Below are 25,372 nucleotides of genomic sequence, written 5' to 3'. Positions count from 1 at the left end.
GGCACGCTTGCCCACACCTTGCCCCCGGCAAGGTATAGTGGGCTATGGCTGACCTTCGGCAGCCGAATGGCCGGCGGATTCTCTCAAGCCGTCCAGGTAGTCCGCCCAGGCCTCCATCATGGCGCGGCGCTCCGGGAGATAATCGGCATGATTATACGCGGCCCGCACCGCATTCTTCTCGCCGTGGGCAAGCTGTGCCTCTATCACGTCCGGCCGGTAGCCTTGTTCGTTGAGCAGCGTGGATGCCAGCCCCCGGAAGCCATGAATGGACATGGTCTCTTTATCGTAGCCCATGCGCCGCAGCGCATTGAGCAGGCCCACATCCGTAAGGCAGCGCGTGGCGGAAAAGGTGGAGGGGAAGGCAAGCGGCCCGTGGCCGGTGAACTCCCTAAGCTCGCGAAAGAGGCGCACCACCTGCGGGGCAAGCGGCACCACATGGGGGCGGCGCTTCTTCATCCGCGCGGCAGGAATGAGCCAAGTGGCGGCGTCAAGGTCGATTTCCGCCCAAGGCGCGGCCCGTAGTTCCCCACTGCGGACAAAGACGTACGGGAGAATTTTCAGGGCGTAGCGCGTCACCACTTCGCCGGGGTAGGCATCGATTGCCCGCAGGAGCGCTCCGATCTCTTTCGGGCTGGTGATGGTGGCATGGTGGCGAACAGGGGCCGGGGCAAGCGCTTCTGTGAGCCCGCTGGCGGCATCCGCCTGGACGATACCGGCAAGGCGGGCATAGCGCGTCACCTGCCCGCAGAGTTGCGCCAGCCGGTGCGCCATTTCAATGCACCCCCGCGCCTCTGTCTGGTGGATCACCGCAAGGAAGTCAGGCGCGCCCAGCTCTGCAATGGGGCGGGGGCCAAGCTCCGGGAAGATGCTCGCTTCAAGCCTTCCCATCACCTGCCGAGCGTAGCGGGGCGTCCAGCCGGGGCTTTTCTTGCTGTGCCATTCCCGCGCCACGGCCTCAAAGGTCTGGCCCTTGGCGATCTCCACCGCCGCCGCTTCCGCCTTGGCTGCCTTCCGCTCTTCGCCGGGGTCGATGCCGCGCCGCAACAGGTCTTTGATTTCCCCGGCCCTGCTGCGGGCCTCCTTCAGACCCACGGCAGGGTAAACGCCCAGGGAAAGCCGCTTCTCCTTGCTCCCAAAGCGGTACTTGATACGCCACCACTTGCCCCCACTGGGGGCAACCTCGATATACAGGCCTTCGCCGTCCGCCAGCTTGTAGCGCTTTTCCTTCGGCTTGGCCGCCCGGATGGCGGTATCTGTGAGCTTGAAGGGCATGGGGGCAACTCCTGAAAGGGGCAACTTGTACAGTCACGACTTGCCCCCATTGTTGCCCCCAAATTGCGCGGCTGTCAACGAATTTAGGCGAACAGTAGCGAACACATAAAACGGAGAAAGTCCGCTTGGCTCAAGGCTTTGCGGACTTTCTTGAACATAAACGGAAAATAATTTGGCGGAAGGGGAGGGATTTGAACCCCCGGAAGGCTCACGCCTTCAACGGTTTTCAAGACCGCCGCATTAAACCGCTCTGCCACCCTTCCGCACGGGAACGCGCATGCAACCGCCCTCCGCGCAAGAACGAGCGGATTGCAACGCAAAGACGGCGTCTTTCCCTGCCGGAATAAAGACGCCGCCGAAAAATCGCAGACAGCGTGCCTTACTTGATGGCGTCTTTCAGACCCTTGCCGGGCGTAAATTTGGCGACCTTGCTGGCGGGGATGGTAATTTCCTTGCCCGTGCGGGGGTTGCGGCCTTTACGGGCGGCGCGGGCCACCACCTTGAAGCTGCCGAAGCCGGTGAAGGTCACGGATTCGCCAGCGGCGAGGGCTTCGCGCAGAGAGGCCACGACGGCGTCCAGGGCTTCCTCGGCTTTGGCTTTGGTGGGCAGGCCGGCCTTGGCGTGGATTTTTTCAACAAGCTCAGCTTTAGTCATGATGTTTCTCCGTTCAGGATTTTCGGGTTGCCCCGTTATGTGCCAAGCCAACGCATTGCGGTTTTTGCAGGCCGCCTCGCGAAAGGCCGGAATGAGCGCGCTTTTGCTCGGCGGCAGACGCCATGCGTGCCCTGGAATCTCCACGTTGGCCGCGTGCGGCGCCAGCGACCATAACTTTGATTTCTCTAAGTAATGCCAAGGGGCATGTCAACAGAAAAAGCGGGAAATCGCCCGCCCGTTCTTGTTTTCCCGGCAAGAAACCGTTTGTGCGAAGCCTGATGACGCGGGCGGCGTCAGACCCGGCAAGGTGCTAACGCTGCGTAAACATTACAAATCAACAAGTTCGACATCCGAGCTTTTCAGGGGGCTGCCCAGAAAGAGCCCGCCCGTGCGGGCAAAGCGGTTCCGATTGTCCGTGGTCATAAAACGGCGGTCGCCCGCGCGCGCCCCCGCGCGCAGCAGGCCCAGGCGCGCCAGCTCCTCGCCCACGCTTTCGGCCGTGGTGGCCGCCGAGTCCACAATACGCACCTGGGGGCCCACCACATTCTGGAGGGCGGCTTGCAGAAGGGGAAAATGCGTGCAGCCCAGCAGCAGTGTGTCCGGGCGCGGGGCGGTGACCGCCGGGGTGAAGAGGTCTTCCAGATAGCGCCTGGCCACGCCTTCCACCAGGGGGCCGTCCATCCAGCCTTCCTCGGCCATAGGCACAAAGAGCGTGCAGGCCCGGCCCCGCACATGGGCTTCCGGCCGAATGCGGGCAATGGCCCGCTGATATGCGCCGTCGGTGATAGTGGCTTCGGTGGCGATGACCACAATTTCGCCGTTGCGGCTGGTCCGGGCCGCGGCGCGCGAACCGGGCTCCACCACTCCCAGAACCGGCAGGGGCGCAAAATGTTCGCGCAGGGCGGGCAGGGCCGCCGCTGTGGCGGTATTGCAGGCCACAACCAGCATTTTCGCCCCATTGTCCACCAGCGTCTGTGCGGCCCGCAGGGTATAGCGGATGATGGTGTCACGGCCCTTGGTTCCGTAAGGCAGCCGCGCCGTATCGCCCAGATAGATCAAATCCTCTGCGGGCAGGCGGGCGGCCAGGGCCTTGAGCACCGTAAGGCCGCCCACGCCTGAATCAAACAGGGCCACGGGCAGCAGAGAAGCGTCCTTCATGCTTGTGATCGTCCTTTACGGCGGCGGTGACGCCGCGCGGCTCAGAAAGCTTGGCCCAGATAGCGTGCCGCTGTAAAGAGCAAAATGCCCGCCAGCGCGTATTTCAGCACCGTGCCCGGCACATGCTTCTGGCAGCGCGCGCCCAGATACATGCCGAGCATGCCGCCCAGGCCCAGCAGAAGCCCCAGCCGCCAGTCCGGAGCCACGGCCAGCCCGGAATACAGGGGGGCCAGCAGACTGTAAAAAACGACTCCGGCCACGGAGGTCAGCAGGGTTGCGAAAAGCGAGGCCCCGGCCACGGCATGCACCGGCAGGCCGAAAAAGGAAACCAGAAAGGGGGCCATGATGGCCCCGCCGCCAATGCCGTACACGCCGCCCACCAGACCCACCACCAGGCTGAGCAGCGCGATGCCCCGACAGGCAATGCGGTATTCCTGCTCCTGAAAGCAGAAGACCAGCAGGCGGCTGTTCCAGGACAGCACCCGGCACGCGCCGCCGCGCCATCTCTCCTGTCGGGGCATTGTGGCGGGGGCCTTCGCCTGCCGCCGGCGGGTGAGATCGCGCAGCATTCTGAGCGCCACATACAGCAGCACCAGCCCGGCGAAAATTTTGAAGTGGCGCGGGTCGGGCAGCAGGTTGATGCGGATCAGCGTACCCGCGAACACGCCGGGCAGCGTGCCCAGGGCCACCACCAGGGTCAGCGGCCAGAGCAGACGGCCTTCGCGCCAGTAGCGCCAGACCCCGGCGGGGCAGGCCAGCACGTTAAAAAACTGGTTGGTGGCGCTGACGCTGGGGTTGGTGTAGCCCAGCACGCTCATCTGAAAGGGCAGGAGCAGAAACGCGCCGGAAACCCCGCCCATGGAGGTGAAAAAGGAAACGCCCAAAGCCACGGCAAAGGGAACAAGGGGAGAGCACTCAATGCCTGCGGTGGGAAAATACATGGCCGCCTCTCGTGTGGCTGGGGGTGATCATGGCCGGTGGAGGCCGGGAAATACGCGTCGTACAGTCACGGGTTCTACTGTAAACGTGATTACTGGTCCTGTCATCCCTGACAGAGCCGGCGGCATATGCCCCGCCTGCGCGCATTGCCTGCCGGGGCCGAAACAGCTATATTCGGCGCGCAAGGCCCGCCCCGGCGCGGGCCGCACCGCAACCAAGGAACATACATGCTGGCCATTCTGGATTACAAGGCGGGCAACCAGACGAGCGTGCGCCGCGCGCTGGAGCATATGGGCATTCCCTGTGCCGTCACGGCGGATCCGGCCCTGCTGGAAAGCGCGCAGGGCATTATTTTTCCCGGTGTGGGCGCAGCCGGTCAGGCCATGCGCGCTCTGGGCGAGGCCGGGCAGGCGGCGGCCCTGCGCCGCGCCGTGGACGTGGGGCAGCCCCTGCTGGGCATCTGCCTGGGCTGCCAGATTCTGCTGGAGCGCAGCGAAGAAAACGACACGCCCACCCTGGGGCTGGTTCCCGGCGTCTGCCGCCGTTTTGAGGACAATCTGCGGCAGGAGGACGGCAGTCCCGCGCCCGTGCCGCACATGGGCTGGAACAGCCTGCGCGCCGTTGCGCCCTGCTGTCTGCTGAAGGGTGTGGAGCCCACGGCGGAATTTTATTTTGTGCACGGGTATTATGTGGAGCCGGATCCCGCCCTTGTGCTGGCCACCACGGTCTACGGGCGGGAGTTCTGCTCCCTCTACGGGCGCGAAGGATTGTGGGCCGCCCAGTTCCATCCAGAAAAGAGCGGACGCCCCGGTCTGGCCCTGCTGCGCAATTTTTACGATTACTGCCGGGAGGCGCGCCATGCTCAGTAAACGGGTGATTCCCTGTCTGGATGTGCGCAACGGGCGGCTGACCAAGGGCGTGAAATTCGCGGGCAATGAGGATATCGGCGATCCCGTGACCAGCGCCCGCCGCTATTATGAAGAAGGGGCTGATGAGATCGTCTTTTACGACATCACGGCCTCGGTCGAGGCGCGCGGCATCTTTCTGGATGTGGTGGAGCGGGTGGCCGAGCAGATTTTCATCCCCTTCTGCGTGGGCGGCGGCATTTCCACTGTGGCGGACATGCGCGCCGTGCTGCTGGCCGGGGCGGAGAAGGTCTCGGTCAACTCGGCGGCGGTGAAAAACCCCCGCATTATCAGTGACGGCGCGGACGCCTTCGGTTCACAGGCCATTGTGGTGGGCATGGATGTGCTGGCCGCGCCCGTGAGCGAAGCCATCCCCTCCGGCTACGAGATAGTGATTCACGGCGGGCGCACGCGCATGGGCCTGGACGCGCTGGCCTGGGCGCGGCGTTGCCAGGCTTTGGGCGCGGGCGAGCTCTGCGTCAATTCCATTGACGCCGATGGCACCAGAGACGGCTATGAACTCAGGCTGACTCGCGCCATCGCCGACGCCGTGTCCATTCCTGTCATCGCCTCGGGCGGCGCGGGCGAACCCCGGCACATGCACGAGGCGGTCAGCGCCGGCGGCGCGTCGGCGGCGCTCATCGCCTCCATCGTGCATTACGGTGCGTACAGCATCCGCCAGTGCAAGGAGTACATGGCCGCGCACGGGGCCAAGGTCAGGCTGACGTGGTAGGCGGCCCGGCGGCCCTGCCTGAAGATTTCGTCAGGGTGTTGCGCGCCTTGCCGCCGCTGGCCGTGGCCCTTTCCGGCGGTCTGGACAGCCGCTTTCTCTGCCACGCGGCCCGGCTCTGCGGTTGCGATGTGCTGGCCCTGCACGCGCGCGGGCCGCACATCCCGCCGGAGGAAAGCGCGCAGGCCGCGCAATGGGCCCGTGACGTCGGTCTGCCGCTGCTGATGCTGGATTTTGATCCGCTGGCTCTGCCGGAAGTGGCCCGCAACAGCCGCGAACGTTGCCACGGCTGCAAAAAAGAGCTGATTGCCGCCCTGCGCGCGCTTCTGCGGGAGCGGCGCGCGGGTGAAAGCCGCGACCGCCTGCTCTGTGACGGCAGCAATGCCGATGACCTGCGCGCATTCCGGCCCGGCCTGCGGGCGCTGGCCGAAGCGCGGGTGCGTTCCCCCCTGGCTGAAGCCGGGCTGGGCAAGCCCGCCATCCGCGCGCTGGCCGCGGCCACAGGGCTGGACAGGCCGGAACAGCAGGCCCGCCCCTGTCTGCTGACCCGTCTGGCCTACGGCCTTTCGCCCGACGCGGCCCTGCTGGCGCGGCTGGCGCGGGCCGAGGCCGCCCTGGCGCGGCTGCCCGCGCCGGAGGATGGCTGGCCCGCGCTGGGGGACTTTCGCCTGCGGCTCAGACCCGCGCCGCTGCTTCAGGTCACGCGCCTGCCCGAGGCATTGCGGCCTCGGGTTGAAGCGCTTCTGGCCGCGCATGGGTTCGCGCCCTGCGACATCCGCCGGGCGGACGACATCAGCGGCTTTTTTGACGCGCCGCAGTGCGCCGCGCGCTCTGGCAACGAGCCGGGGCTGGACTTCATGGCAAAAAGGGTTTAACATTGCGCTCTTAAAATATATGATCGCTGGAGGAGCGTCATGGCACATAAAAAAATTGAACGGAAAAAAGAACTGGATCGCCGCCGTCAACGCCGCGCCGAGCGCCTGAAGCAGCGCGTGCGCGAAGCCAAGGCCGCCAAGGCCTAGTCCGGCCCCACTGATCCGCCTGTCGCAAAGCGGCCTTTCGCGGCCTTGCGGCATGTCCGGCTTCGGCCGGCGCTGGTCTTGTCGGCAGAAAAACCGGTTTCTCGCGGGTGTTTTGCTGGGGTCTGAATCCGGCTTTCGCATTCGCGCCGTTCCGCCCGCGAGAGCATTTCGCGCGTGCGATGCTTCCGGGAGGCGGGCGGGGCGAGACGCCGCCGCCACATCGGAGCAGGCGTAATGCGCTTGCGGCGTTGCGCCTTGATAAAGGCGCGAAAGCAGCGGGTCAGGACATGGGGTCTGGCTGGCGGATATTTTCAAATTGCAACATGCGTTAAGTGGAGACGCGCGGCTTTTCCGGTTTGTGCCGCGTCCGGGCATGCGCTGGCGGGGCGGCCCCTTGACGCGCGGCGGAAATGCCGTATCTGAAGGCCGCATATCCGCACGGCGCGCGCCGTGAGCCTTTGCGTCCGGCCCGAAAGGACGCGCACTTTATCAATATGGGCTGTTCCGCCGGCGCGGGACGGTCTGATGCTGGCGTTATCATGCCTATTTACGAATACCAATGCCCCAAGTGTCAGCGTGTGTTTGAGGAATGGGTCAAGGCGTCGGAAGCGCACGGGCAGGAGCCCTGCCCCCATTGCGGCACGCCTTCGTCCCGGATCATTTCGCAGACGTCCTTCGTGCTCAAGGGCGGCGGCTGGTATGTAAGCGATTACGGCTACCGCAAGGGCATCAGCGAGGACGGCGCCCCGGCCTCTTCCGCCCCCGCCGGAGAAGACAAGACCGGCGCGGCGGAAGCTCCCAAGGCCGCTCCCGCGCCGGCGGAGCAGACGGCGGCCAAAGCCGCGCCGCCGTCCAGGGCCGCCAGGGCCAAAAGCGCCCCGGCGGCGTCATAGGCAGTCGTCAACAGTCGTCATACGCCCGCGAGGAAGTCATGATCGAACGCTACACCCGGCCGGAAATGGGTCGGATATGGACCCTGGAAAACCGTTATCGGGCCTGGCTCGCGGTGGAAGTGGCCGTGTGCGAGGCCTGGGCCGAACTGGGCCGCATTCCGGCCGAGGCCGTGAAGACCATCCGCGACAAGGCGGTCATTGACGTGGAGCGCATCCTGAATATAGAGGAGACCACGCGCCACGACGTCATCGCCTTTCTGACGTCGCTGGAGGAAAAGGTGGGGCCTGAGGCCCGCTTTATCCATCTGGGCTGCACCTCTTCAGACATTGTGGACACGGCCAACGCCCTGTTGCTGGTTCAGGCCGGGGAGCTGATTCTCGAGGATCTGCGCGCCCTGCTGCAAACCCTGGAAGACCTGGCCCGCCGCCACAAGGGCGTGCTCTGCATGGGCCGCACCCACGGCATCCACGCCGAGCCCACCAGCTTCGGCCTGAAGATGGCCGGTTTTCACGCGGAGTTTGCGCGTCATCTCAAGCGGGTGGAAGCCGGGCTGGAAAGCGTGCGCGTGGGCAAGATTTCCGGCGCGGTGGGCACTTACGCCTTTCTTTCGCCCGAGCTGGAGCGCAAGGCGCTCGACCGTCTGGGCCTCAAGGTGGATCCGCACTCCACCCAGATCATCCAGCGCGACCGTTACGCCCATTTCTTCACCTCTCTGGCCGTCATGGCCGGCGGCGTGGATCGACTCTGCGTGGAGCTGCGCCACCTCCAGCGCACGGAGGTGCTGGAGGTGGAAGAGGGCTTCGCCAGGGGGCAGAAGGGCTCTTCGGCCATGCCGCATAAAAAGAACCCCATTTCCGCCGAAAACATGAGCGGGCTTGCGCGCCTGCTGCGCTCCAACGCCCTGGCCGCCCTGGAAAACCAGGCCCTCTGGCATGAGCGCGACATCAGCCACTCTTCGGTGGAGCGGGTAATCATGCCCGATTCCACCATTCTGGCCGACTATGCGCTGACCCGCCTGGCCCGCCTGCTGCAAGGTCTGGTGGTCAAGCCCGAGCGCATGCGCGAAAACATGGAGCGTTCTTTCGGCCTGTATTTTTCACAGCGTGTGCTCACCAGCCTCATTGCCGCCGGTTTGCCCCGCCAGCAGGCCTATGAGGCGGTGCAGCGTCTGGCCATGCAAAGCTGGGAATCGCGCCGCCCCTTCCCCGATCTGGTGCGGGAAGACGCGGACATGCGCGCCCGCCTGGGCGAGACGGCTCTGGCGGAACTGTTTGATCCCGCCTACTATCTGCAATACGAAGATGCCATTTTCGCGCGCGTGTTCAGCGCCGACGCGGCGGAAAACTGAGCCTGGAGCAAGCGCCATGCTGGAACTCAAGCGTCGTCTGGCCCGCCTGCTGGTGGAAAAATCCTACCGGGAGGGGGATTTTGTGCTGGCTTCCGGCCGCAGGAGCGACTACTATTTTGATTGCAGGGTCACGGCCCTGCACGCCGAAGGGGCATGGCTCATCGGCACGCTGTTCAATCATATGCTGAAAGAGCTGTCCATCAGGGGCGTGGGCGGCATGACCATGGGCGCCGATCCGCTGGTTTCGGCCGTCACGGTCATTTCACACGAGCAGGGGCGGCCGCTGCACGGCCTGCTGGTGCGCAAGGAGGCCAAGGGCCACGGCACCGGACAGTTTGTGGAAGGGCTCGGCAATTTCAGCGCGGGCGACTCCGTCGCCATGCTGGAGGATGTGGTGACCACCGGCGGTTCGCTGCTCAAGGCCTGCGACAGAGTGCGCGCGGCGGGTTTGTCCATTGCCGCTGTCTGCGCCATTCTGGACAGGGAGGAGGGGGGACGTGAAAAGCTGCGTGAAGCGGGGTACGACCTGCTGGCGCTTTTCACCCGCAAGGAGCTGGTTGAACTGGCCCGCTGAGGCCGGAACCGGCGTCTTTTGCGCGCCGAGGTTGCGGCGTCTCTTGCGCGCCGCCGTTGCGGCGTCTTTCGGCGCGTCCGCGGGCGGCCTTTCGGCGGGGCTGGCCCTGCTTCTGGCTGTCGCCGTCATATGCGCCCCGGTCTCTCCCGTCCGGGCCGAGAACTGGCGGGCCAACCTGTACGACGAGGGTCTGCCCTCCCATCTGGTGGCTGTGGATAAAAACCGCCAGACCTTTCTCTTTTTCGAGAAAAAAAGTCCTCTCAAGCTCAAGTACTCCTTCCCCTGCGTCACGGGCCAGCTGGCGGGCGACAAGCAGGAGCTCAACGATCTGCGCACGCCCGAGGGCATTTATTTTGTGGAATACAAAATCGCCAGCGGCCTGGATTTCAAAGAATACGGCGGCATCGCCTATACTCTCAACTATCCCAACCCCGTGGACCGGCTGCGCGGCAAGACCGGGCACGGCATCTGGATTCACAGCAAGGGTTTCGGTCTGGTGCCCACCCGCGGCTGCGTGGCCATCGGGCTGAAAGAAATAGACATGGTGGGGCCGCGACTCACGCCCGGCACGGCGGTGGTGCTGGCCGAGCGGCTGGATGAAAGCAAGGCCCCCCTGCCGGACAACGGCACGGCGCGCGAGCTGCGTCGCCTGATGCACGCCTGGAGCAGCGCCTGGGCCGCGCGCTCGCACAGAATGTTCGACTATTACGATCCTGAGTCCTATTCCAAGGCCACTGAAAGTTTCGCGGCTTTCCGCCAGAACAAGGAACGCCTGTTCAAATCGCTCGGCTTCATCAAGATTTACAACCGCGAAATTCATGCCCTGGAGGGGCCGGGCTACTGGGTGACCTGGGCCGAGCAGTTCTATACCGCGTCCAATCTTTCCACTGAGGGCGTGCGTCGTCTGTACTGGCAGCGCGGCAGGGACAAGAAATTCCGCATTGTGGGCATGGAATGGACGCCGCGCGATGTGGGCATGCGCGTCGATTTTCAGAAAGGGCGTCTGGTGGCGGCCGCTTTGCCCACAGCCACGAATGTTTCGACCGAAGCGCCCCTGCCGCCGCGTCTGGACATGCCCGAAGCGCCGGGCGAAAAGGCGGCCTCCGCCATTCCCGCTGTGCCGGCGGCTGTGGCCCAGGCCGAAAAGCTGCTGGCCATCAGCGACCCCCTGGTGCCCCGCAGGACGCCCGCGCCGCCGCCGGCGGAAATCAACTGGGGCAGCGGGCCGACCATGGACGCTGACCGTGAGGAAAGCCCGTCGCCGCTTCCAGAGACGCCGCCCGCCATGGCCGCGCCCCCCCTCGCGCCGTCCGCCGCGCCGGAGGCCCCGGAAGCTCCCGGGCGGAGTGCGGCGCGGCCTGAAGGCCTGTCCCTGACGCCAGAAACGCGCGCCGCCCTGGAACAGGCCGTGCAAGGCTGGAACAGCGCCTTTGCCGCGCGTTCCCTGGCGGATGTCGCCGCCCTGTGCGACAGAGAGAAATACAATCGCCTGCCCGGCGTGCCGCGCGGCCCCTCCTATAACAGCGCGCAACGCGAACTGGAGCGGCATTTCCGCGCCCCCTGGCTGACGCTGATCAGCCGCGCGCCTTCTCTGGAAATTCAGGGTCCGCTGGCTGTGAGCCGTTGCGAACAGCTCGTGGTCATGCCCGACGGCGCGGAACAGGGCGTGCGCGCCCTCTGGTGGCGCAGAGACGAGAATGGCGACTTCCGCGTTGTGGGGGCGGAATTCAGACCCGCCGAGCTGGGCTTGGCCGCCCACTATCTGGAGGAGGTCAGCAACGCCGTGAGCGCGGAGCTGGAAGCCTGGCGCAGAGCCTGGGAAGGGGGCCGCCTGGACGAGTACATGGCTTTTTACGCCGCCGACGCCGTGCAGCAGGGCCGCTGGGGGGCCAGAAACATACGCCGCCAGAAGGAAAGCCTCTGGGCGCGGACCAGACCCACGCTGGTGCAGCTTTCCGGTCTTCGCCTGGTTATGGACAAGCGCGGCATCCGCGCGGACATGAATCAGGTCTATGCGGACAGCGCGGGCCACAGCGACCGGGGCGTCAAGACGCTTCTGCTGCGTTTCGACGGCAAAAACTGGCGCATTCAGCGTGAGGACTGGGCGGCTCAGGCGGCGCAGCCCGCGGGGGGAGGCGACAGCGCGCGGGGGGCCATGCCTTGAGATATCAGGAGCGCCTCTGCATTATTCTCATGCGGGATAACGGCCCGCGACGCAGTTTTCGTGTACGTCGCGGGCGCTTTTTTCTGCTCGTGGCCTTTTTCGCCTGTCTGCCTCTGATCTGCGCCCTGCTCGGCTGGCAGACATGGCAGCTCCGGCGTGAAAACGCGACCTTGCGCGAAAACGTGCTGCGTTTTGAAAGCGACTATCAGACGGCCCAGGCCACAGCCGAGCGCCTGGAAAATCTGGAAGAACTGCTCCGCGAGGATGCGGTTCAGGGGCGGGAACTGGTGCTCCGCAAGCTGGCCAGCGCCGAACAGGCCGCCCTCCCTCCCGCCGCCGGCGATGCGGCCGCCGCGGCTTCGGCCCCCGAAGGCGCGACGCCTATGGGCGAGGGCCCCGGCCATGAGGAGTTTCCGGCCATTGATACGGGCTATGTGAAGGTGGGCAATGTGCAGGCCCGCGCGCTGCGCGGCGGCAAACTGCGCATCGCCCTGGATCTGCGCAACACCGACCACCAGAAACTGGCGTCAGGCACGGTGCAGGCCGTTCTGGTAACGGCCGACGGTCGGAAGCGCCAGCTTGCCTTTGACCCGGACGATGTGGGCGATTTTCGCATCAGCCGCTTCAAGCGCGCGGTCATGGTGGCCCGGCTGCCCGAGCATCTGAGCCTGGTCAACGCCCAGATCATCCTGGAAGTCAAAAGTCAGGATCAAAACGTAACATATCGCAATATTTTCGCCGTGGAGCGGTAGAGCCGCTTGTCTTTGAACAGGACACGGGCTTTCCGCCGCGAGAACGGACGCCCGCGCCGGATGAGCCCGGGAACCGTTTTTCAGGCTCACGCCTTTATCCACGGCTGGCGCGTTTTTCACAATGCCCGCGGCAACAGCCGCCGCTTGCGCATGCTCCAAAAACGGCTTGCCATATTTCTTTTTTACAGTGTAGCCTGACAAAAGAGTCCACACATTCATGATGCGGGCGTTCCCGGCGGGAACGCCGCCGGTTCCCGGATCGGCGCTGCAATTTTGAACAAGCGGAGATGCCAATGCAAGCGGTGTATGATTTTCTGCAAGCGGTCAGCAACGTGGTATGGGGCCCGATCATGCTGGTCATGCTGGTGGGCACGGGCCTGTACCTGACCATCGGGCTGCGTTTTTTCTCCTTCCGTAACTGGAGCCGGGCCTACCGCTGTTTGTGGCAGGGGCGCAAGCACCAGTCCGAGCATGGCGAGGTATCTCCCTGGAATGCCCTGATGACCGCTCTGGCGGCGGACATAGGCACCGGCAACATCGTGGGCGTGGCCACGGCCATCGCCCTGGGCGGACCGGGCGCGCTGTTCTGGATGTGGATGACCGCCCTGGTGGGCATGATGACCAAATTTTCCGAAGTGCTGCTTTCCGTGCATTTTCGTGAAAAAACTCCCGCCGGCAACTGGGTGGGCGGGGCCATGTACTTCATCAAGAACGGCCTGGGCAAAAACTGGACATGGCTGGCCACGGCCTTCGCCCTGTTCGGCATGATAGCCTGCTTCGGCATCGGGGCCATGGTTCAGGCCAACGCCATCAGCGTGAATCTGACCAAGGCGTGCAGCGTGCCGGGCTGGGTTACGGCCCTGGGCCTGCTGTTCCTGGCGGGCATCGTGCTGGTGGGCGGCGTCAGGCGCGTGGGCGCCGTGGCCGGCAAGCTGGTGCCCTTCATGGCCGCGCTGTATGTCATCATGTGCCTGATCATCATCTGCATGCATATCGACCGGGTGCCCGCCGTCTTCTGGTGGGTGGTTTCCGACGCGTTCACGCCCACGGCGGCGCAGGGCGGCTTTGCCGGCGCTTCGGTGATGATGGCCATTCGCATGGGCATGGCCCGCGGCGTTTTTTCCAATGAAGCGGGCCTCGGCTCCGCGCCCATGGCCCACGCCGCCTCCACCGCCGAATCGCCGCTGGTGCAGGCTTCCATCGGCATGCTGGACGTTTTCATTGACACCATCATCGTGTGCAGCATGACCGGCTTTGTGATTCTTGTTTCCCTGGATCCCGCCGGCCAGCCCCTCTGGAGCTCCGGCATGAGCGGCGGCCTGCTCACCGCCTCGGCCTTCCAGCACAATCTGCCCGGCTTCGGCGAATACGGCGTGACCTTCTGCCTCACGCTCTTCGCCTTTACCACCTCCCTGGGCTGGTGCGTCTACGGCGAACGTTGCGTCATCTATCTTTTCGGCGACAAGGCCCAGAAGCCCTTCCGCATCATCTATGTCTGCGTGGTGGCCCTGGGCGCCGTTCTGGCCCTGGATCTGGTCTGGCTGCTGGCGGACATCGGCAACGCCCTGATGGCCTTCCCCAACATCATCGGCATTCTGCTGCTCAGCCCCACGCTGTTCAGGATTGTGCGCGAGGAGGTCAGAAAGGATCCGCGTTTTGTTCTGTAGGGGGTGACGGCATGTTGCCGTTTTCGGCGGCGCGGCTCGTCACGGGTTGACTTCGCAGGGCGAATCGCTTTGAAAAAGGCATGAGTCTCCGGCGGGGCCTCTTTTCCGGTGGGAAAGGAGGCCCCGCGCATGTCTGGGCACCGGAACGGCTTCAGGCGAAACGCGGGGTGAAGCGCCGGCGGGGCCGCCGCCCCCCGGAAGTCGGGCGGACAGGAGCGCGTTTTTCCATAAAGCGGCGGGCCGTGTCATGGCCGCCGCATCTTTTTTTGCAATTCATTGTGCATATAAACAGTCTGTGAGGCGGCGAGCGGCGCGGACTTTTATGTATAAAGCCGTGTTCGTGAAAAATATGACAGCATGATTTTTTGCAACATGCCTTCACAAAAGGGAAAAATTTTGCTATGGCATCAGAAAGAGCGCCGTTTCATATTGATGCTGTTATGGCGTCGTAATAGCTCTATCGACGTATGGTCGCCGCCGCAATCAGACAACTATGGCACACGCGGCGTGAGCGACGTTCCCATGACGGCCAGCCGGCGAAAAGCGGCAGAAAGCGATTCCGCGAAAAAACGGAGTCATTGAAGAAGGGGTGCGGCCTTGCAAAAGCGTTACTTTCCCATAACGTTGTTGACGGTCGTTCTGGCGGTGGCGGCAGCGGCGGGGTACATGCTGCCCGCGCCGCGCGAGGACGCGCCCCGGCGTGTCCTGCTGGACAACGCCGGCGGCCCGGTGGTCTTTCAGCATGCGCGGCACGCCCTCAGCCAAAAGATACCCTGTGAGCAATGCCACCATGAAAGTCCTGTCAGGCGCGGGCATGTGCAGCGCTGCGCATCCTGCCACGGCGCGCTCTTTGACGCGGCCTTCAAAAAGACGCATGTGGCGGCCTTTAACGATAACGCCGCCTGCGCCACCTGCCATCACCATGAGCTTGCGGCTCGCAAGTGGGGGCATGCGAGGCATCAGGAAGAACTGGGGGTGGACTGCCGCGAATGCCACCACAAAGATGCCGGGGTTGAGCCTGAGCCGCAAAATTGCGCGGACTGCCACGACTCCGGCGCGCCCACGGGCAAGAAGGTCGAAGAAGGCGCGCCGCCCGGTCTGGCTGACGCCGCGCACGCCCGTTGCGTGACCTGCCACGAGGAAATGTTCGCGGCCGGGGCCAGGGGCTGCGCCCGTTGCCACAGCCAGACGACCGTGCGCGACATCCTGCCCGGCGAGGGCCTGGTCAGGCTCAATCCCATATTCACCAATTGCGCCGTCTGTCATGGCCTGCCCGCGGAAAAGCTTATTCCCGGCCGCATGGACGCCTACCACAAACTGTGCATGGGCTGCCATGAAAAGCTGAAGAAGGGCCCCTACGCCAGGGAACAGTGCGCGCAGTGCCATACCAGCAAGTGAGGCGGGGATGAAAGAAGTATTTCAGATGTTGAACGACCCCCGTTTTCATCTGCTGTACGGGGTGACGCAGCGTTTCAGCACCGGGCCGGAGCCGCGGCTGGTGCGCCTGAACCGCGAGGGTTTCAAACTGGCGGAAGGGGTGACGAAAAAAACCCTGGTTTACCCGCGCATGCGTCTGGCGTCGCATCCCTCACCGTTCAAGGGCGACGCCTTTTCGCCCATCTTCGGCCGCATTGCCGAAATCAACGAGCGCAGCATTTTTGTGGAAGCCGTGGAGCCCAATGAAGAGCAGCGTCAGGCCGCGGAAATTGTGGAAAAGAACAAAGTGAACCTGCTGGCTCTGCCCGAGCGCGGGGCGGAACTGGGCAGGATTCTCAAGGGGCTGGGGCTGAACACCCGCTCTCTGGGGCAGGACTGCAAGACGCTCATCATCAACGGCCTGAACCCTGACCCCGGCGTGACCTGGGCCGAGCCCATGCTGCTCACCCATCTGGACAATCTCAAGGCCGGTCTGCAAGTTCTGCGCCGTCTCTCCCCGGCCGAAAGGATTCTGCTGGCCGTGCCCAAGGAAATGCGCCTGCACCACCATGACATGGAGGTGGTTCACGTGCCCTCCCAGTACCCGGCCAGCGTCAACGCGCTGGTGGTCAAGGCCGTCACGGGCAAGGAACATCCTGAGGGCGTGGGCGTCGTCGGGCTGCACAATGTCTGGAGCCTGGGCCGGGTGGCGCGCACCGGCCTGCCGCTTATCGAAACAGTGCTGACCATCGGCAGTTTTGAGCACTCGGGAAATTACATCGTCAAAGAGGGCAGCACCATCGGCGAGCTGCTGCACTTTGCCAATATTGAGCTGAAAGACGGCGATACCCTGGTGCGCGGCGGCCCCTTGCGCGGTGAAAGCCTCGACAGGCTGGATCGCAGCGTGACCAAGGGCTCCACCGGCGTCTTTGTGGTGGAGGCGGGTTCCATTCCGCCCATGCAGGGGCACAGTCCCTGCATCAACTGCGGGGCCTGCGCGCTGATCTGTCCGGCCCGTCTGAGCCCCAGCTTTCTCAGCCGCAATGCCGAATTTGCCCTGCACGAGCGCAACCGCGCCGAGCATATCGAATGCTGTCTTGAGTGCGGCCTGTGCGGTTATGTATGCATCGCCCGGCGGCCCGTGCTGCAATACATTCGACTGTCCAAGCATAAACTGGCGCAGGCCGACGCGGCCGCCGCCGAACAGGGAGGCGCATGATGTCCGCGACCGCCTCGTCCGTGCTTCTGGCCATGAGCGCCCCGCCCTACTGGCACTGCGGGCGCACCATCCGTCAGGTCAGCCTGCACATGCTGGCCGGCCTTATGCCGGCGGTCGGCATGGCAGTCTGGAACTGGGGCCTGCCCGCCGCGCGGGTTATGGCCCTGTGCGTGGTCACCACCGTGCTTGTCGAGGCTCTCTGCCAGAAAGTCATGGGGCGCGAACTCTCGGTGGATGATTTCACGGCGGTCAATTCCGGCCTGCTGCTCTCGTTTCTGCTGCCCGCGGCCGCGCCCTGGTGGCTGGTCATGCTGGGGGCGGGCATCGCCATGAGCCTGGGCAAGATGGCCTTCGGCGGGCTGGGGGCCAACCCGGTGAATACCCCTCTGGTGGGCTGGGCCGTGCTTTTTGTCTCCTTTCCCCTGCTCATGGACGCCAACGCCATGCAACTGGCCACGGATTATATCGACCCCCTGAGCCGGCTCAAGTATTTCGGCGTGGCCGCGGCTGACGCCGTGCCCTTCACGGATTTGCTGCTGGGCAGGCAAATCGGCGGGCTGGGCGCGGGCCAGGTGGGGGCGCTTTTTCTGGGGGGCTCTTTGCTGGCGGCCTTTGGCGTCATCCGCTGGCAGATTGCGCTGGGCTTTTTTTTGGGCGTGGCCGGCCCGGCGGCCCTGTGCCACATGCTGAACCCGGCCCTGAACGCCTCGCCCTTTTTTCATCTCTGTACGGGTTCGGTGATGCTGGGCGGCTTCTTTCTGGCCACGGAAGCGGCCAACGCCCCGTCCCGGCCGCTGCCCATGTTCATTTACGGGCTGCTGGGCGGCGCGCTGACCTTTGTCATCCGTAAATACGGGGTCTATGCGGACGGCGCCCCCTTCGCCATTCTGCTGCTCAATCTGCTGACCCCCCTTCTGGACCTGATCCGTCCCAAGCCTTTTGGAGCGCGCTAGTCATGATCGGCATGTTGCGAATGGTGGTGGTGCTGTCGGCGCTTTGCGGTCTGTCGGGTTTTGTTCTGTCGTATCTCAAAATGGTCACGGCCCCGCGCATTGAGGAACAGGTGCTCACATATGTGCAGGGCCCGGCGCTGGCGCGGGTTTTTGCCCATGCGCGGAATTCGCCCATCGCGGATCGCCGCAGCTTTGCGCTGGAACATGGCGCGGTCACGGTTTTTCCGGCCCTGCGCGACGGCAGGCTGGCGGGCGTGGCGCTGGAAGAGCGGGGCAAGGGCTACGGCGGCGACATTGGGGTTATGGTGGGCTTTAATGTGGATAACGACAGCCTGGAAGGCATTGGCGTCACCACGCTCAAGGAAACGCCGGGCCTGGGCATGCGCGTGACGGAACCGGCCTTTGCCAGCCAGTTCAGCGGCGCGCGCGCTCCTGTGGCGCTCACGGCGCAGGGCGGCGGCATTGACGCCGTTTCCGGAGCCAGTATTTCCTCCGGCGGCGTGGTGGAGGCCGTGAACAAGGCGGCTCAGGTCTACAGCCGGATCAAGCCGGAAATTCTCAGGGCCTGGTCTGAATAGGGGCCGCGGCCCGCGAAGCGCCAAACGCTCTCCCGGGCCGGGCGAGAGCGCGGCGCGGCGCGCTGATTCTGTTGCAAGGAGGCAGGCATGACTGTCATGCGGGAATTCACCAAGGGGCTCTGGAAAGAGCTGCCGCCTTTCCGTCTGGTACTGGGGCTTTGCCCCACCCTGGCCGTGACCAACTCGGCGGACAACGGTCTGGGCATGGGCCTGGCGGTCATTTTCGTGCTGACGCTCTCCAATATGCTGATTTCCATGGTACGCGGCATTATTCCCAAAAAAGTGCGCATCGCCTGTTTCATCGTCATCGCGGCCTCGCTGGTGGTGGCCGTGGAGCTGCTCATGCAGGCCTACGCCTATCCGCTGTATCAGCGACTGGGCATTTTTGTGCCGCTCATTGTGGTCAACTGCATCATTCTGGGCCGGGCCGAGGCTTTTGCCGCCAAAAACGGCGTGGCCGCCTCGGTGGCCGACGGCCTGGGCATGGGCCTGGGCTTCACGCTGTCCCTGACCTTTCTGGGCTCGCTGCGTGAAATCTGGGGCAACGGCACATGGTTCGGCCATGCCGTCATGTGGGAGGGCTTTGAGCCGTTGCGCATCATGGTGCAGGCGCCGGGGGCCTTCATCTGTCTGGGGCTGATTCTGGCGGGCATGAATCTGATCAACGTCTGGCAGGCGCGGCGCAAGGGCCGCGACCTTCAACCCCTGACCCAGGGCTGCGGCGCATGCCAGACCTGCCATATGAACCGCGAGGCTTAGCCCCACGGGCGTGTGAAAGGAGGGGCGCATGGAAATTTTCGCGATCTTTATCTCCGCCATTTTCGTCAACAATATTGTGTTGGCGCAGTACCTGGGCAACTGCCCCTATCTGGGCTGTTCCAAGGAAAAAAGCGTGGCCCTGGGCATGGGCGGGGCCGTGATTTTTGTCATCATCGTGTCCACCTGCTGCACCTGGCTGATGCAGCGCTATGTGCTGGACCCCTATAATCTCGGCTACTTGCAGACCATTGTCTTCATTGTGGTCATCGCCGCCCTGGTGCAGTTCGTCGAAATGTTTCTGAAAAAGGCCGTGCCGCCGCTATACGCGGCTCTGGGCATCTTTTTGCCGCTGATCACCACCAACTGCGCGGTTATGGGCGTGGCCATCCTGGTGCAGCGCGAGGGCTTCGGCCTGCTGGAATCCATAGCCTGGGGCGTGGCCTACGGCCTGGGCTTCACCCTGGCCCTGCTGCTCATGGCCGGCATCCGCGAGCGGCTGGACACCTGCCGCCTGCCCAAGTCCATGGCGGGCACGCCCATTGCCCTGGTCATGGCGGGGCTGATGTCGCTGGCCTTCATGGGCTTCAAGGGCATGGGCCAGTGAGAGGGGGCGCTTCGCGTTCCGGCGGCGTCAGGCGTCGCGCGGACGGCATTGCGAAGTGAAAAAAAGTCATATCCGCTGGCAAGAGGCGCATCGCATCATTGTCACGTCAGCCGAGGTTGCCGTTATGGTCTTTGTCTCCATTCTGACCCTGTTCGCCCTGGGGCTCACGGCCTCAATCATCCTGGCCGTGGCCTCGCGCGTCTTTTATGTCAAGGAGGATCCCAGGGTGGAAGCCGTGGTGGAGGCCCTGCCGGGGGCCAACTGCGGCGGATGCGGTTTTGCGGGCTGCGAGGGCTACGCCACGGCGGTGGTCAATGATCCCTCGGTTCCGGCCAACAGATGTTGCGCCGGGGGCGCCGCCACCAGCATTGCCGTGGGCGAGCTCACCGGCAAGACCGTGGCCGAGGCCGAACCCCTCTACGCCTTGCGGCGCTGCGACAAACTGGCCGGCAAGGTGGCGCCGCGCTATCAGTATCAGGGCATGCCCTCCTGCGCGGCGGCGGCTCTGATGCGCGGGGGTACGGATGTCTGCGTGTATTCCTGCCTGGGCTTTGGCGACTGCGTGCAGGCCTGCCCCTTCGGGGCCATGGAGGTGCGCGACGGCCTGGCGCGCGTGGATCGCGGCAAATGCACGGGCTGCGGCGCATGTGTGGCCGCCTGCCCGCGCGGCATACTGGAGCTGACGCCGCAGCGCGGCCGCGTGGCGGTCTGCTGCAACACCAGAGACAAGCTGCGCGCGGTCATGGATGTTTGCGACGTGGGCTGCATCAAATGCGGCAAGTGCGTCAAGACCTGCCCGGCCAAGGCCGTGCGCCTGGAGGATAACCGTATTGTCATTGACCAGCTTCTGTGTCTCTCTTATGGCCCCTCTTGCGAAGAAGTCTGCGTGAGCGGCTGCCCCCGGCATATTTTGCGTTCCACCCGAAAAGGCGCCGCGCCCCGGCCCGACGCGCCCGCGCAGGAGGCGGCGACGCCGCCCGCGCCCGCCGGGCGGGAGCCCTCCCGTCCCCAATCCCAAGCCTGAGAGGAGACAGCATGCCGTTGAATCACAGCCGTCGTCATTTCCTGCGCGCCGCCTTGCTGTGCGGCGGCTTTCTGGGCGCTTCCCCCCTTCTGACGCCTGTTCTGCCGCCCCTCGCCAGGGCGGCCGCAAGGCCGGCAGTGCGGCAGCAGACGCGCCTGTTCATGGGCGTCGTGGTGACTGTCAGCGTGGCCGGCTCTGACGCGGAGAGGGCCGAAGCCGCTCTGGAGCGCGCCTTTGCCCGTGGCCGCGCCCTGGCGGACATATTTACCCGTTTTGATGCGGCTTCGCCGGTGGGCATGCTGAATGCGGGCGGGCATCTGGCGGACGTTCCGCCGGAGCTGACGGCCATGCTGGAAGCCGCCCGGCGCATTAGCCGCCTGACCGGCGGTGCCTTTGACGTGACCGTGCTGCCCCTGCTGCGTCTTTTGGAAGAGCGCCGTAATGCGGGTGAAAGCCCGCATCTGGCCGGGAACGAATTGCGCGAGGCCCTGGAGCTGGTGGGGGCGGAACATCTGGAGGTCGGCGGCGGCCGCCTGCGCTTCGCGCGTTCCGGCATGGCCCTGACTCTGGACGGCATTGCCAAGGGGCACATTGCCGAGTGCATGTCGCGCGAGCTGATTGCCGCCGGCTGCCCGAATCATCTGGTTAACGCCGGGGGCGACATGGTGGCGCGCGGCCGCAAGGCGCCGGGCGCGCCCTGGCGCGTGGCCGTGGAAGACCCGCGGAAGCGGGGCCGCTATCCCCAGGCGCTGGCGCTGACCACGGGCGGGGCCATCGCCACGTCCGGCGGCTATGAAATATTTTATGACGCCGCGCAAAGGCATACCCATCTGGTCAGCCCCGCCACCGGTCAAAGCCCGGCCCTGGCCAGCGTGACCGTGACGGCGCCCGACGGGCTCATGGCCGACGCGCTGGCCACGGCGCTGTCGGTCATGCCCCCGCGCGAGGCCCTGGCCCTGGCTGACAGCCTGCCCGGCTGCGCCTGCTGCCTCTTGCGGCGGGACGGGTTGCTGCGCGCATCCGGGCGCTGGCAGGGGCAAAGGGTATAGGAAGCGCTGATTCAGGGCGTTGCCCGTGGGCTTGCGAAGCAAGAGCGCCCGCCAGACGTGAAGAGGGGCGATTTATTTCCCGCGCTCAGTCAACGAGTCGGGGCATGACGCGGGCTCGTTTCATGGCCTGCGGGCGCGCCGCGCCGCCCGAAGCCTTCTGCGCCGCATTTGCCGACCGGCCGTTCCTGAGATAAGAAGTGAGCGCATGCATTGCTTTTTCTGCACGATACACGCGGCCTGGCCCTGGCTGCGCCAGACCAGCGACGGTTGCGGCGGCATGGGGCCGGGGGAAGGGACGCGCTTTGTTCTGGAAGACAAGGACTGCCGCGCCCGCTGGCTGGCGGTTTTCGACGAGCCGCCGCCCGGCGCGCGCACCCGCGCGCCGCGTGAACGGCGCGTGCTCTTTGTCACCGAGCCGCCGGAAATCAAGCGCTATCCGCGCTCTTATCTGGAGCAGTTCGGCACGGTCATTTCCCCTTATCCTTTCCGCGGCGTGGACGCCCGCGCGCTGCGTCTGGAAAATCCCTGTCTGAACTGGCAGTACGGGGTCGTCACGGGCGGCGGGGCCCCTGTTTCCCCCACGCTCACCCGCCTCGGCGACATCGAAAATCTGCCTGTGCCGCGCAAGAGCAAAAAGCTTTCGGTCATCTGCTCTGACAAGACGGCCACAGAGGCGCAGCGCCGCCGCATCCGTTTTGTGCGGCGACTGAAGGAATTGCTGGGGGATGAGCTGGATGTTTTCGGGCGGGGATTCCGGCCCGTGGCCGACAAGGCTGAAGCCATAGCCCCGTACAAATACCATCTTGTGCTGGAAAACAATTATCTCGACAACTTCTGGACGGAAAAGCTGTCCGACGCCTGGATTGGCTGGGCCTTGCCCCTGTATCTGGGCGCGCCCAATCTGGCCGCGGTCTGCGAGGCCACAGGGGGCGCGGCGGACGGTTTTCTGGCGCTTGACCCGGAGGACGAGGCGGGCAATATGGAGCGCATTGCGCGCTGTCTGCGCGACAACCTCTGGGAAGAGCGGCGGGAGGCGCTGGCCCGCTGCCGCGCCTGGTGTTTGCGGCATGCCAATGTTTTTGCCCGCCTGACGGCGCTGATCGACCGGGCCTCGCCCGGCATGCTGCGCCCGGCCATGCTTGAGGGGGCCGAAACGCTGTACGGCACGGACCGCAAGGCCGTTGCCGCCCTGTACGCGCGGGCGCGGCGCTGAACGCCGCGCCGGGAGCCGCCCCATGCCCAGAATCACCGTCGCCATGCCCGCGCACAATGCCGCCCCGTATATCAGCGAGGCGGTGGATTCCATTCTGGGGCAGACCTGCCGGGATTTTGAACTGCTGGTGGTGGACGACGGCTCCACCGACGACACGGCCCGCCGCGTTGAAACCTATGCGGACAGGCGCATCCGCCTGATCCGGCTGGGAAGCAACCAGGGCAGGGCGGCGGCGCGCAATGCGGCTCTGGAAGAGGCGCGCGGCGCGTATCTGGCCTGGATGGACGCCGACGACATCGCCATGCCCCGGCGTCTGGAAAAGCAGGCGGCTTTTCTGGAGGCCCATCCTGATGTGGATGTGTGCGGCGGCTGGCTGCAATACTTTCACCAGTCCGAGGCGCTGGAGCGCTTTCCCGCCACGCCGGAAGAGGTTCGGGCGGCCACGGTTTTTGGCGCGGCCGTGGTCAACGGGTGCAGCATGCTGCGGCTGGAGGTTCTGCGCGCCCACGGCCTGCGCTTTGACCTGGCCCTGGAGCGGGCCGAAGATTTCGCCTTCTGGGCGGATATGCTGCTGGGGGCGCGGCGGCGCGCCGCCAATCTGCCGGAAGTGCTGCTGCGCTACCGCTATTTTCGCCGCCCCTTTGCGCCGCAATGGCATGTGCGGGCCCTGCTGGGGCATGTTTTTCCCCTCCTGGGCCTGTCCTTCCCCCAAAGAGGCGGGGCAGAGGCCGGATCAGCTGAGGCCGCCCTGCACGCGGGCCTGATCTATGCCCCGCTGAAAGCGCATTGCGCCCGCCACGGCGCGCCCGCCCTGCTGCGCTGGCTGGACAGGCTCTGGCGCGGCTACAGCGAAACTTTCGGGGCGGAACCCGCCTTTCAACGCTATATTCTCTTTTTTGCGGGCAAAATTCTGTCCCTGACGCCGGACAGGGAAGAGGCGGCCGCTGTTTTTCGCGCACTGGACATGGCCGGGCTTGCGAAAGATCAGGGCAGGGGCGGCGGACGGCGGCCATGAAAAAAGCCGGGCATGCCCGGGCGTGCGCGTTTTTCGCCACGGGCCCGCGCCGTATCCGGCTGTAAAACGGCAGGCAAGAAAATTGGGCGGGGCCCGCCTGAAGCTACCGCGCCCCCTTGGGAAAGAGCACCACGCCGATGGTTTTGAAGATAATGTGAATGTCCAGCAGAATGGACATGTTTTTGATGTAGTAGAGGTCATACTCCAGCTTGCGGCGGGCGTCATCCTCTGACGCGCCGTAGGGGTAGCGGACCTGGGCCCAGCCCGTGAGGCCCGGTTTGACCGTATGGCGCAGGCTGTAATAGGGGATGTCCCGCTTGAGGCGCGTCACAAAGGCCATGCGTTCGGGCCGGGGGCCGATGAAGCTCATGTCGCCCTTGAGGATGTTCCATATCTGGGGCAGTTCGTCGATGCGCACCTTGCGGATGAACCTGCCGAAGCGCGTCACCCGACTGTCGTGAGCGCTGGCCCAGACCGCGCCGTTCTTTTCCGCGTCCGCGCGCATGGAGCGGAATTTGTAGACCGTAAATTCCTTTTCGTACAGGCCCACGCGATCCTGACGATAAATTACCGGCCCCGGCGATTCCAGGCGCACGATCAGGGCGGTCAGCAGCATGATCGGCGTGGCCGGAACCAGCAGCACCAGAGATATGAGCACGTCCAGGGCCCGCTTCAGCCGCCGCAGCGAACCGCGCGTGTTCAGCGAAAAGCCCTCGGTTTGCAACAGCCACTCGTCGTTGATCTGCGAGAGGGGCAGACGCTGCACCACATGCTCGTAAAAACTGCGGATGTCCACCACCATGCTGCCGCGCAGCTTGGCTTCCAGCAGGTCGCGGGCAATGTCGTCATCAATGGGCGCGTCAGGCAGCAGCAGAATCATGGTGGCCCTGTTTTCGCGGGCCGCGCTCAGGGCATTGAAGGGCGGGCCCAGGCAGGGGCCGGCGTCCGGGCCCTGATCCCTTTCGCCCACATAGCCGATGATTTTGGCCTGCGGCAGGCCCTCGGCCAGCAACTGGCGCACCTTGCCCGCGCGGTCCACGCCCACCAGCAGGATGCGCAGGGGGTGGGTCAGCTTGTCGGCATTGCGGTAATAAAGCCAGCGCCAGCCCAGGCTGAAGGCCAGGGAAAGGACAAAGAGCATCAGCAGGGTTTCGCGGTCGAAACGCCAATGGTCAAAGGAATAGGAAGCCGTGGCCGAGGAAATGATGCCCAGCACGCAGGCCACCAGCACCCGGCCCGCTGTTTCCCTGAAGTCTTCCTGCCCCACGCTGTAGGCATCCAGAATGTAGAAAAAGAGCATGTAAAAAAAGACCGTGAACAGCGAAGCGCCGGTATAGTCGTGAAACACGCTCAAATCGGGCGCGATGGTGGTCACGCCGGTGACGGTCAGCGCCAGCAGCAGGCAGAAGATGTCCAGAGCCTGCAAAAGCGCCATGCGGTATGTACTGATCATTGCATTTCC

General features: G+C 64.8%; 24 protein-coding genes and 1 tRNA gene. 19 read left to right on the top strand and 6 right to left on the bottom strand.

Annotated features, from left to right (window positions below; genetic code table 11):
• Window positions 1-42: 42 nt before the first annotated feature.
• The 5 genes from ACQRA4_RS00815 to ACQRA4_RS00795 form a co-directional block, all read right to left on the bottom strand.
• Window positions 43-1,272, bottom strand: a complete 1,230-nt coding sequence (locus ACQRA4_RS00815) for a tyrosine-type recombinase/integrase (protein ID WP_427821173.1) — start codon at window positions 1,270-1,272, stop codon at window positions 43-45.
• Between the two features lie 173 nt (window positions 1,273-1,445).
• Window positions 1,446-1,535: transfer RNA gene (locus tag ACQRA4_RS00810), tRNA-Ser, on the bottom strand.
• Between the two features lie 116 nt (window positions 1,536-1,651).
• Window positions 1,652-1,927 carry an HU family DNA-binding protein gene (locus ACQRA4_RS00805; RefSeq protein ID WP_154513258.1) on the bottom strand — a complete coding sequence of 92 codons (276 nt, stop codon included), beginning with the start codon at window positions 1,925-1,927 and terminating at the stop codon, window positions 1,652-1,654.
• 327 nt (window positions 1,928-2,254) lie between these two features.
• Window positions 2,255-3,085: a glutamate racemase gene (murI, locus tag ACQRA4_RS00800; protein WP_427821172.1), complete on the bottom strand. Its 831-nt coding sequence runs from the start codon at window positions 3,083-3,085 to the stop codon at window positions 2,255-2,257.
• Window positions 3,086-3,126: 41 nt separating this feature from the next.
• Window positions 3,127-4,026 carry a sulfite exporter TauE/SafE family protein gene (locus ACQRA4_RS00795; RefSeq protein ID WP_427821171.1) on the bottom strand — a complete coding sequence of 300 codons (900 nt, stop codon included), beginning with the start codon at window positions 4,024-4,026 and terminating at the stop codon, window positions 3,127-3,129.
• Window positions 4,027-4,251: 225 nt separating this feature from the next.
• Between ACQRA4_RS00795 and hisH the strand changes: the two genes are divergently transcribed.
• The 19 genes from hisH (at window position 4,252) to ACQRA4_RS00700 (ending at window position 23,910) form a co-directional block, all read left to right on the top strand.
• On the top strand, window positions 4,252-4,893 hold the full coding sequence (gene hisH, locus ACQRA4_RS00790; protein ID WP_427821170.1) for an imidazole glycerol phosphate synthase subunit HisH: 642 nt from the start codon (window positions 4,252-4,254) through the stop codon (window positions 4,891-4,893).
• Complete coding sequence (hisF, locus tag ACQRA4_RS00785) at window positions 4,883-5,662, top strand: imidazole glycerol phosphate synthase subunit HisF (RefSeq protein WP_427821169.1); 780 nt, start codon at window positions 4,883-4,885, stop codon at window positions 5,660-5,662. Before hisH ends, hisF begins: the two co-directional genes overlap by 11 nt.
• Window positions 5,656-6,534 carry a PP-loop family protein gene (locus ACQRA4_RS00780; protein WP_427821168.1) on the top strand — a complete coding sequence of 293 codons (879 nt, stop codon included), beginning with the start codon at window positions 5,656-5,658 and terminating at the stop codon, window positions 6,532-6,534. Before hisF ends, ACQRA4_RS00780 begins: the two co-directional genes overlap by 7 nt.
• A gap of 686 nt (window positions 6,535-7,220) precedes the next feature.
• The gene (locus ACQRA4_RS00775; RefSeq protein ID WP_427821167.1) at window positions 7,221-7,574 is read left to right on the top strand and encodes an FmdB family zinc ribbon protein; all 354 of its coding nucleotides are present in this window, start codon (window positions 7,221-7,223) and stop codon (window positions 7,572-7,574) included.
• 38 nt (window positions 7,575-7,612) lie between these two features.
• The gene (gene purB / locus ACQRA4_RS00770; RefSeq protein WP_427821166.1) at window positions 7,613-8,923 is read left to right on the top strand and encodes an adenylosuccinate lyase; all 1,311 of its coding nucleotides are present in this window, start codon (window positions 7,613-7,615) and stop codon (window positions 8,921-8,923) included.
• 16 nt (window positions 8,924-8,939) lie between these two features.
• A complete protein-coding gene (gene pyrE / locus ACQRA4_RS00765) occupies window positions 8,940-9,497 on the top strand; it encodes an orotate phosphoribosyltransferase (protein ID WP_427821165.1) in 558 nt (185 codons plus the stop codon).
• Entirely contained in the window at window positions 9,481-11,661 is a 2,181-nt protein-coding gene (locus ACQRA4_RS00760; RefSeq protein ID WP_427821164.1) for a L,D-transpeptidase Cds6 family protein, read from the top strand. Before pyrE ends, ACQRA4_RS00760 begins: the two co-directional genes overlap by 17 nt.
• Window positions 11,658-12,413: a hypothetical protein gene (locus tag ACQRA4_RS00755; RefSeq protein WP_427821163.1), complete on the top strand. Its 756-nt coding sequence runs from the start codon at window positions 11,658-11,660 to the stop codon at window positions 12,411-12,413. The genes ACQRA4_RS00760 and ACQRA4_RS00755 overlap by 4 nt, the downstream gene beginning before the upstream one ends.
• A 293-nt stretch (window positions 12,414-12,706) precedes the next feature.
• The gene (locus tag ACQRA4_RS00750) at window positions 12,707-14,080 is read left to right on the top strand and encodes an alanine/glycine:cation symporter family protein (protein ID WP_427821162.1); all 1,374 of its coding nucleotides are present in this window, start codon (window positions 12,707-12,709) and stop codon (window positions 14,078-14,080) included.
• Between the two features lie 597 nt (window positions 14,081-14,677).
• A complete protein-coding gene (locus ACQRA4_RS00745; RefSeq protein ID WP_427821161.1) occupies window positions 14,678-15,478 on the top strand; it encodes a cytochrome c3 family protein in 801 nt (266 codons plus the stop codon).
• 7 nt (window positions 15,479-15,485) lie between these two features.
• On the top strand, window positions 15,486-16,715 hold the full coding sequence (locus tag ACQRA4_RS00740) for an electron transporter RnfC (protein WP_427821160.1): 1,230 nt from the start codon (window positions 15,486-15,488) through the stop codon (window positions 16,713-16,715).
• Window positions 16,712-17,668 carry an RnfABCDGE type electron transport complex subunit D gene (locus ACQRA4_RS00735; RefSeq protein WP_427821159.1) on the top strand — a complete coding sequence of 319 codons (957 nt, stop codon included), beginning with the start codon at window positions 16,712-16,714 and terminating at the stop codon, window positions 17,666-17,668. Before ACQRA4_RS00740 ends, ACQRA4_RS00735 begins: the two co-directional genes overlap by 4 nt.
• 2 nt (window positions 17,669-17,670) lie before the next feature.
• Window positions 17,671-18,246, top strand: coding sequence for an RnfABCDGE type electron transport complex subunit G (gene rnfG / locus ACQRA4_RS00730; protein WP_427821158.1), 576 nt, complete (start codon window positions 17,671-17,673; stop codon window positions 18,244-18,246).
• A gap of 87 nt (window positions 18,247-18,333) precedes the next feature.
• The gene (gene rsxE, locus ACQRA4_RS00725) at window positions 18,334-19,005 is read left to right on the top strand and encodes an electron transport complex subunit RsxE (RefSeq protein WP_427821157.1); all 672 of its coding nucleotides are present in this window, start codon (window positions 18,334-18,336) and stop codon (window positions 19,003-19,005) included.
• 28 nt (window positions 19,006-19,033) lie between these two features.
• Window positions 19,034-19,609 (top strand): electron transport complex protein RnfA, encoded by a 576-nt coding sequence (locus ACQRA4_RS00720; RefSeq protein ID WP_427821156.1) that lies wholly within the window; start codon window positions 19,034-19,036, stop codon window positions 19,607-19,609.
• Between the two features lie 124 nt (window positions 19,610-19,733).
• Window positions 19,734-20,633: an RnfABCDGE type electron transport complex subunit B gene (gene rnfB / locus ACQRA4_RS00715; protein WP_427821311.1), complete on the top strand. Its 900-nt coding sequence runs from the start codon at window positions 19,734-19,736 to the stop codon at window positions 20,631-20,633.
• An 11-nt stretch (window positions 20,634-20,644) separates the two neighbouring features.
• On the top strand, window positions 20,645-21,682 hold the full coding sequence (locus ACQRA4_RS00710) for an FAD:protein FMN transferase (protein ID WP_427821155.1): 1,038 nt from the start codon (window positions 20,645-20,647) through the stop codon (window positions 21,680-21,682).
• Between the two features lie 205 nt (window positions 21,683-21,887).
• On the top strand, window positions 21,888-22,895 hold the full coding sequence (locus tag ACQRA4_RS00705; protein ID WP_427821154.1) for a glycosyltransferase family 10 domain-containing protein: 1,008 nt from the start codon (window positions 21,888-21,890) through the stop codon (window positions 22,893-22,895).
• 22 nt (window positions 22,896-22,917) lie between these two features.
• Window positions 22,918-23,910, top strand: a complete 993-nt coding sequence (locus ACQRA4_RS00700; protein ID WP_427821153.1) for a glycosyltransferase family 2 protein — start codon at window positions 22,918-22,920, stop codon at window positions 23,908-23,910.
• A 103-nt stretch (window positions 23,911-24,013) separates the two neighbouring features.
• On the opposite strand, the gene ACQRA4_RS00695 is transcribed toward ACQRA4_RS00700, so the two are convergent.
• Window positions 24,014-25,363, bottom strand: coding sequence for a sugar transferase (locus tag ACQRA4_RS00695; protein WP_427821152.1), 1,350 nt, complete (start codon window positions 25,361-25,363; stop codon window positions 24,014-24,016).
• Window positions 25,364-25,372 lie beyond the last annotated feature (9 nt).

It is taken from the genome of Desulfovibrio sp. SGI.169 (genome assembly GCF_050313595.1).
Lineage (GTDB): Bacteria > Desulfobacterota > Desulfovibrionia > Desulfovibrionales > Desulfovibrionaceae > Desulfovibrio.
Note: the sequence above shows the minus strand (reverse complement) of the source record. Positions and strands in the feature narration are given on the sequence as shown.

Bases quoted from the DNA above. Each gene is read 5' to 3' on its own strand.
- ACQRA4_RS00735 (WP_427821159.1), top strand. From the start codon at position 16,712: ATGATGTCCGCGACCGCCTCGTCCGTGCTTCTGGCCATGAGCGCCCCG.
- hisF (WP_427821169.1), top strand. From the start codon at position 4,883: ATGCTCAGTAAACGGGTGATTCCCTGTCTGGATGTGCGCAACGGGCGG.
- ACQRA4_RS00700 (WP_427821153.1), top strand. From the start codon at position 22,918: ATGCCCAGAATCACCGTCGCCATGCCCGCGCACAATGCCGCCCCGTAT.
- ACQRA4_RS00740 (WP_427821160.1), top strand. From the start codon at position 15,486: ATGAAAGAAGTATTTCAGATGTTGAACGACCCCCGTTTTCATCTGCTG.
- rnfB (WP_427821311.1), top strand. From the start codon at position 19,734: ATGGTCTTTGTCTCCATTCTGACCCTGTTCGCCCTGGGGCTCACGGCC.
- ACQRA4_RS00720 (WP_427821156.1), top strand. From the start codon at position 19,034: ATGGAAATTTTCGCGATCTTTATCTCCGCCATTTTCGTCAACAATATT.
- ACQRA4_RS00705 (WP_427821154.1), top strand. From the start codon at position 21,888: ATGCATTGCTTTTTCTGCACGATACACGCGGCCTGGCCCTGGCTGCGC.
- rnfG (WP_427821158.1), top strand. From the start codon at position 17,671: ATGATCGGCATGTTGCGAATGGTGGTGGTGCTGTCGGCGCTTTGCGGT.
- ACQRA4_RS00775 (WP_427821167.1), top strand. From the start codon at position 7,221: ATGCCTATTTACGAATACCAATGCCCCAAGTGTCAGCGTGTGTTTGAG.
- ACQRA4_RS00795 (WP_427821171.1), bottom strand. From the start codon at position 4,026: ATGTATTTTCCCACCGCAGGCATTGAGTGCTCTCCCCTTGTTCCCTTT.
- ACQRA4_RS00695 (WP_427821152.1), bottom strand. From the start codon at position 25,363: ATGATCAGTACATACCGCATGGCGCTTTTGCAGGCTCTGGACATCTTC.
- ACQRA4_RS00750 (WP_427821162.1), top strand. From the start codon at position 12,707: ATGCAAGCGGTGTATGATTTTCTGCAAGCGGTCAGCAACGTGGTATGG.
- ACQRA4_RS00815 (WP_427821173.1), bottom strand. From the start codon at position 1,272: ATGCCCTTCAAGCTCACAGATACCGCCATCCGGGCGGCCAAGCCGAAG.
- murI (WP_427821172.1), bottom strand. From the start codon at position 3,085: ATGAAGGACGCTTCTCTGCTGCCCGTGGCCCTGTTTGATTCAGGCGTG.
- hisH (WP_427821170.1), top strand. From the start codon at position 4,252: ATGCTGGCCATTCTGGATTACAAGGCGGGCAACCAGACGAGCGTGCGC.
- pyrE (WP_427821165.1), top strand. From the start codon at position 8,940: ATGCTGGAACTCAAGCGTCGTCTGGCCCGCCTGCTGGTGGAAAAATCC.
- rsxE (WP_427821157.1), top strand. From the start codon at position 18,334: ATGACTGTCATGCGGGAATTCACCAAGGGGCTCTGGAAAGAGCTGCCG.
- ACQRA4_RS00805 (WP_154513258.1), bottom strand. From the start codon at position 1,927: ATGACTAAAGCTGAGCTTGTTGAAAAAATCCACGCCAAGGCCGGCCTG.
- ACQRA4_RS00710 (WP_427821155.1), top strand. From the start codon at position 20,645: ATGCCGTTGAATCACAGCCGTCGTCATTTCCTGCGCGCCGCCTTGCTG.
- purB (WP_427821166.1), top strand. From the start codon at position 7,613: ATGATCGAACGCTACACCCGGCCGGAAATGGGTCGGATATGGACCCTG.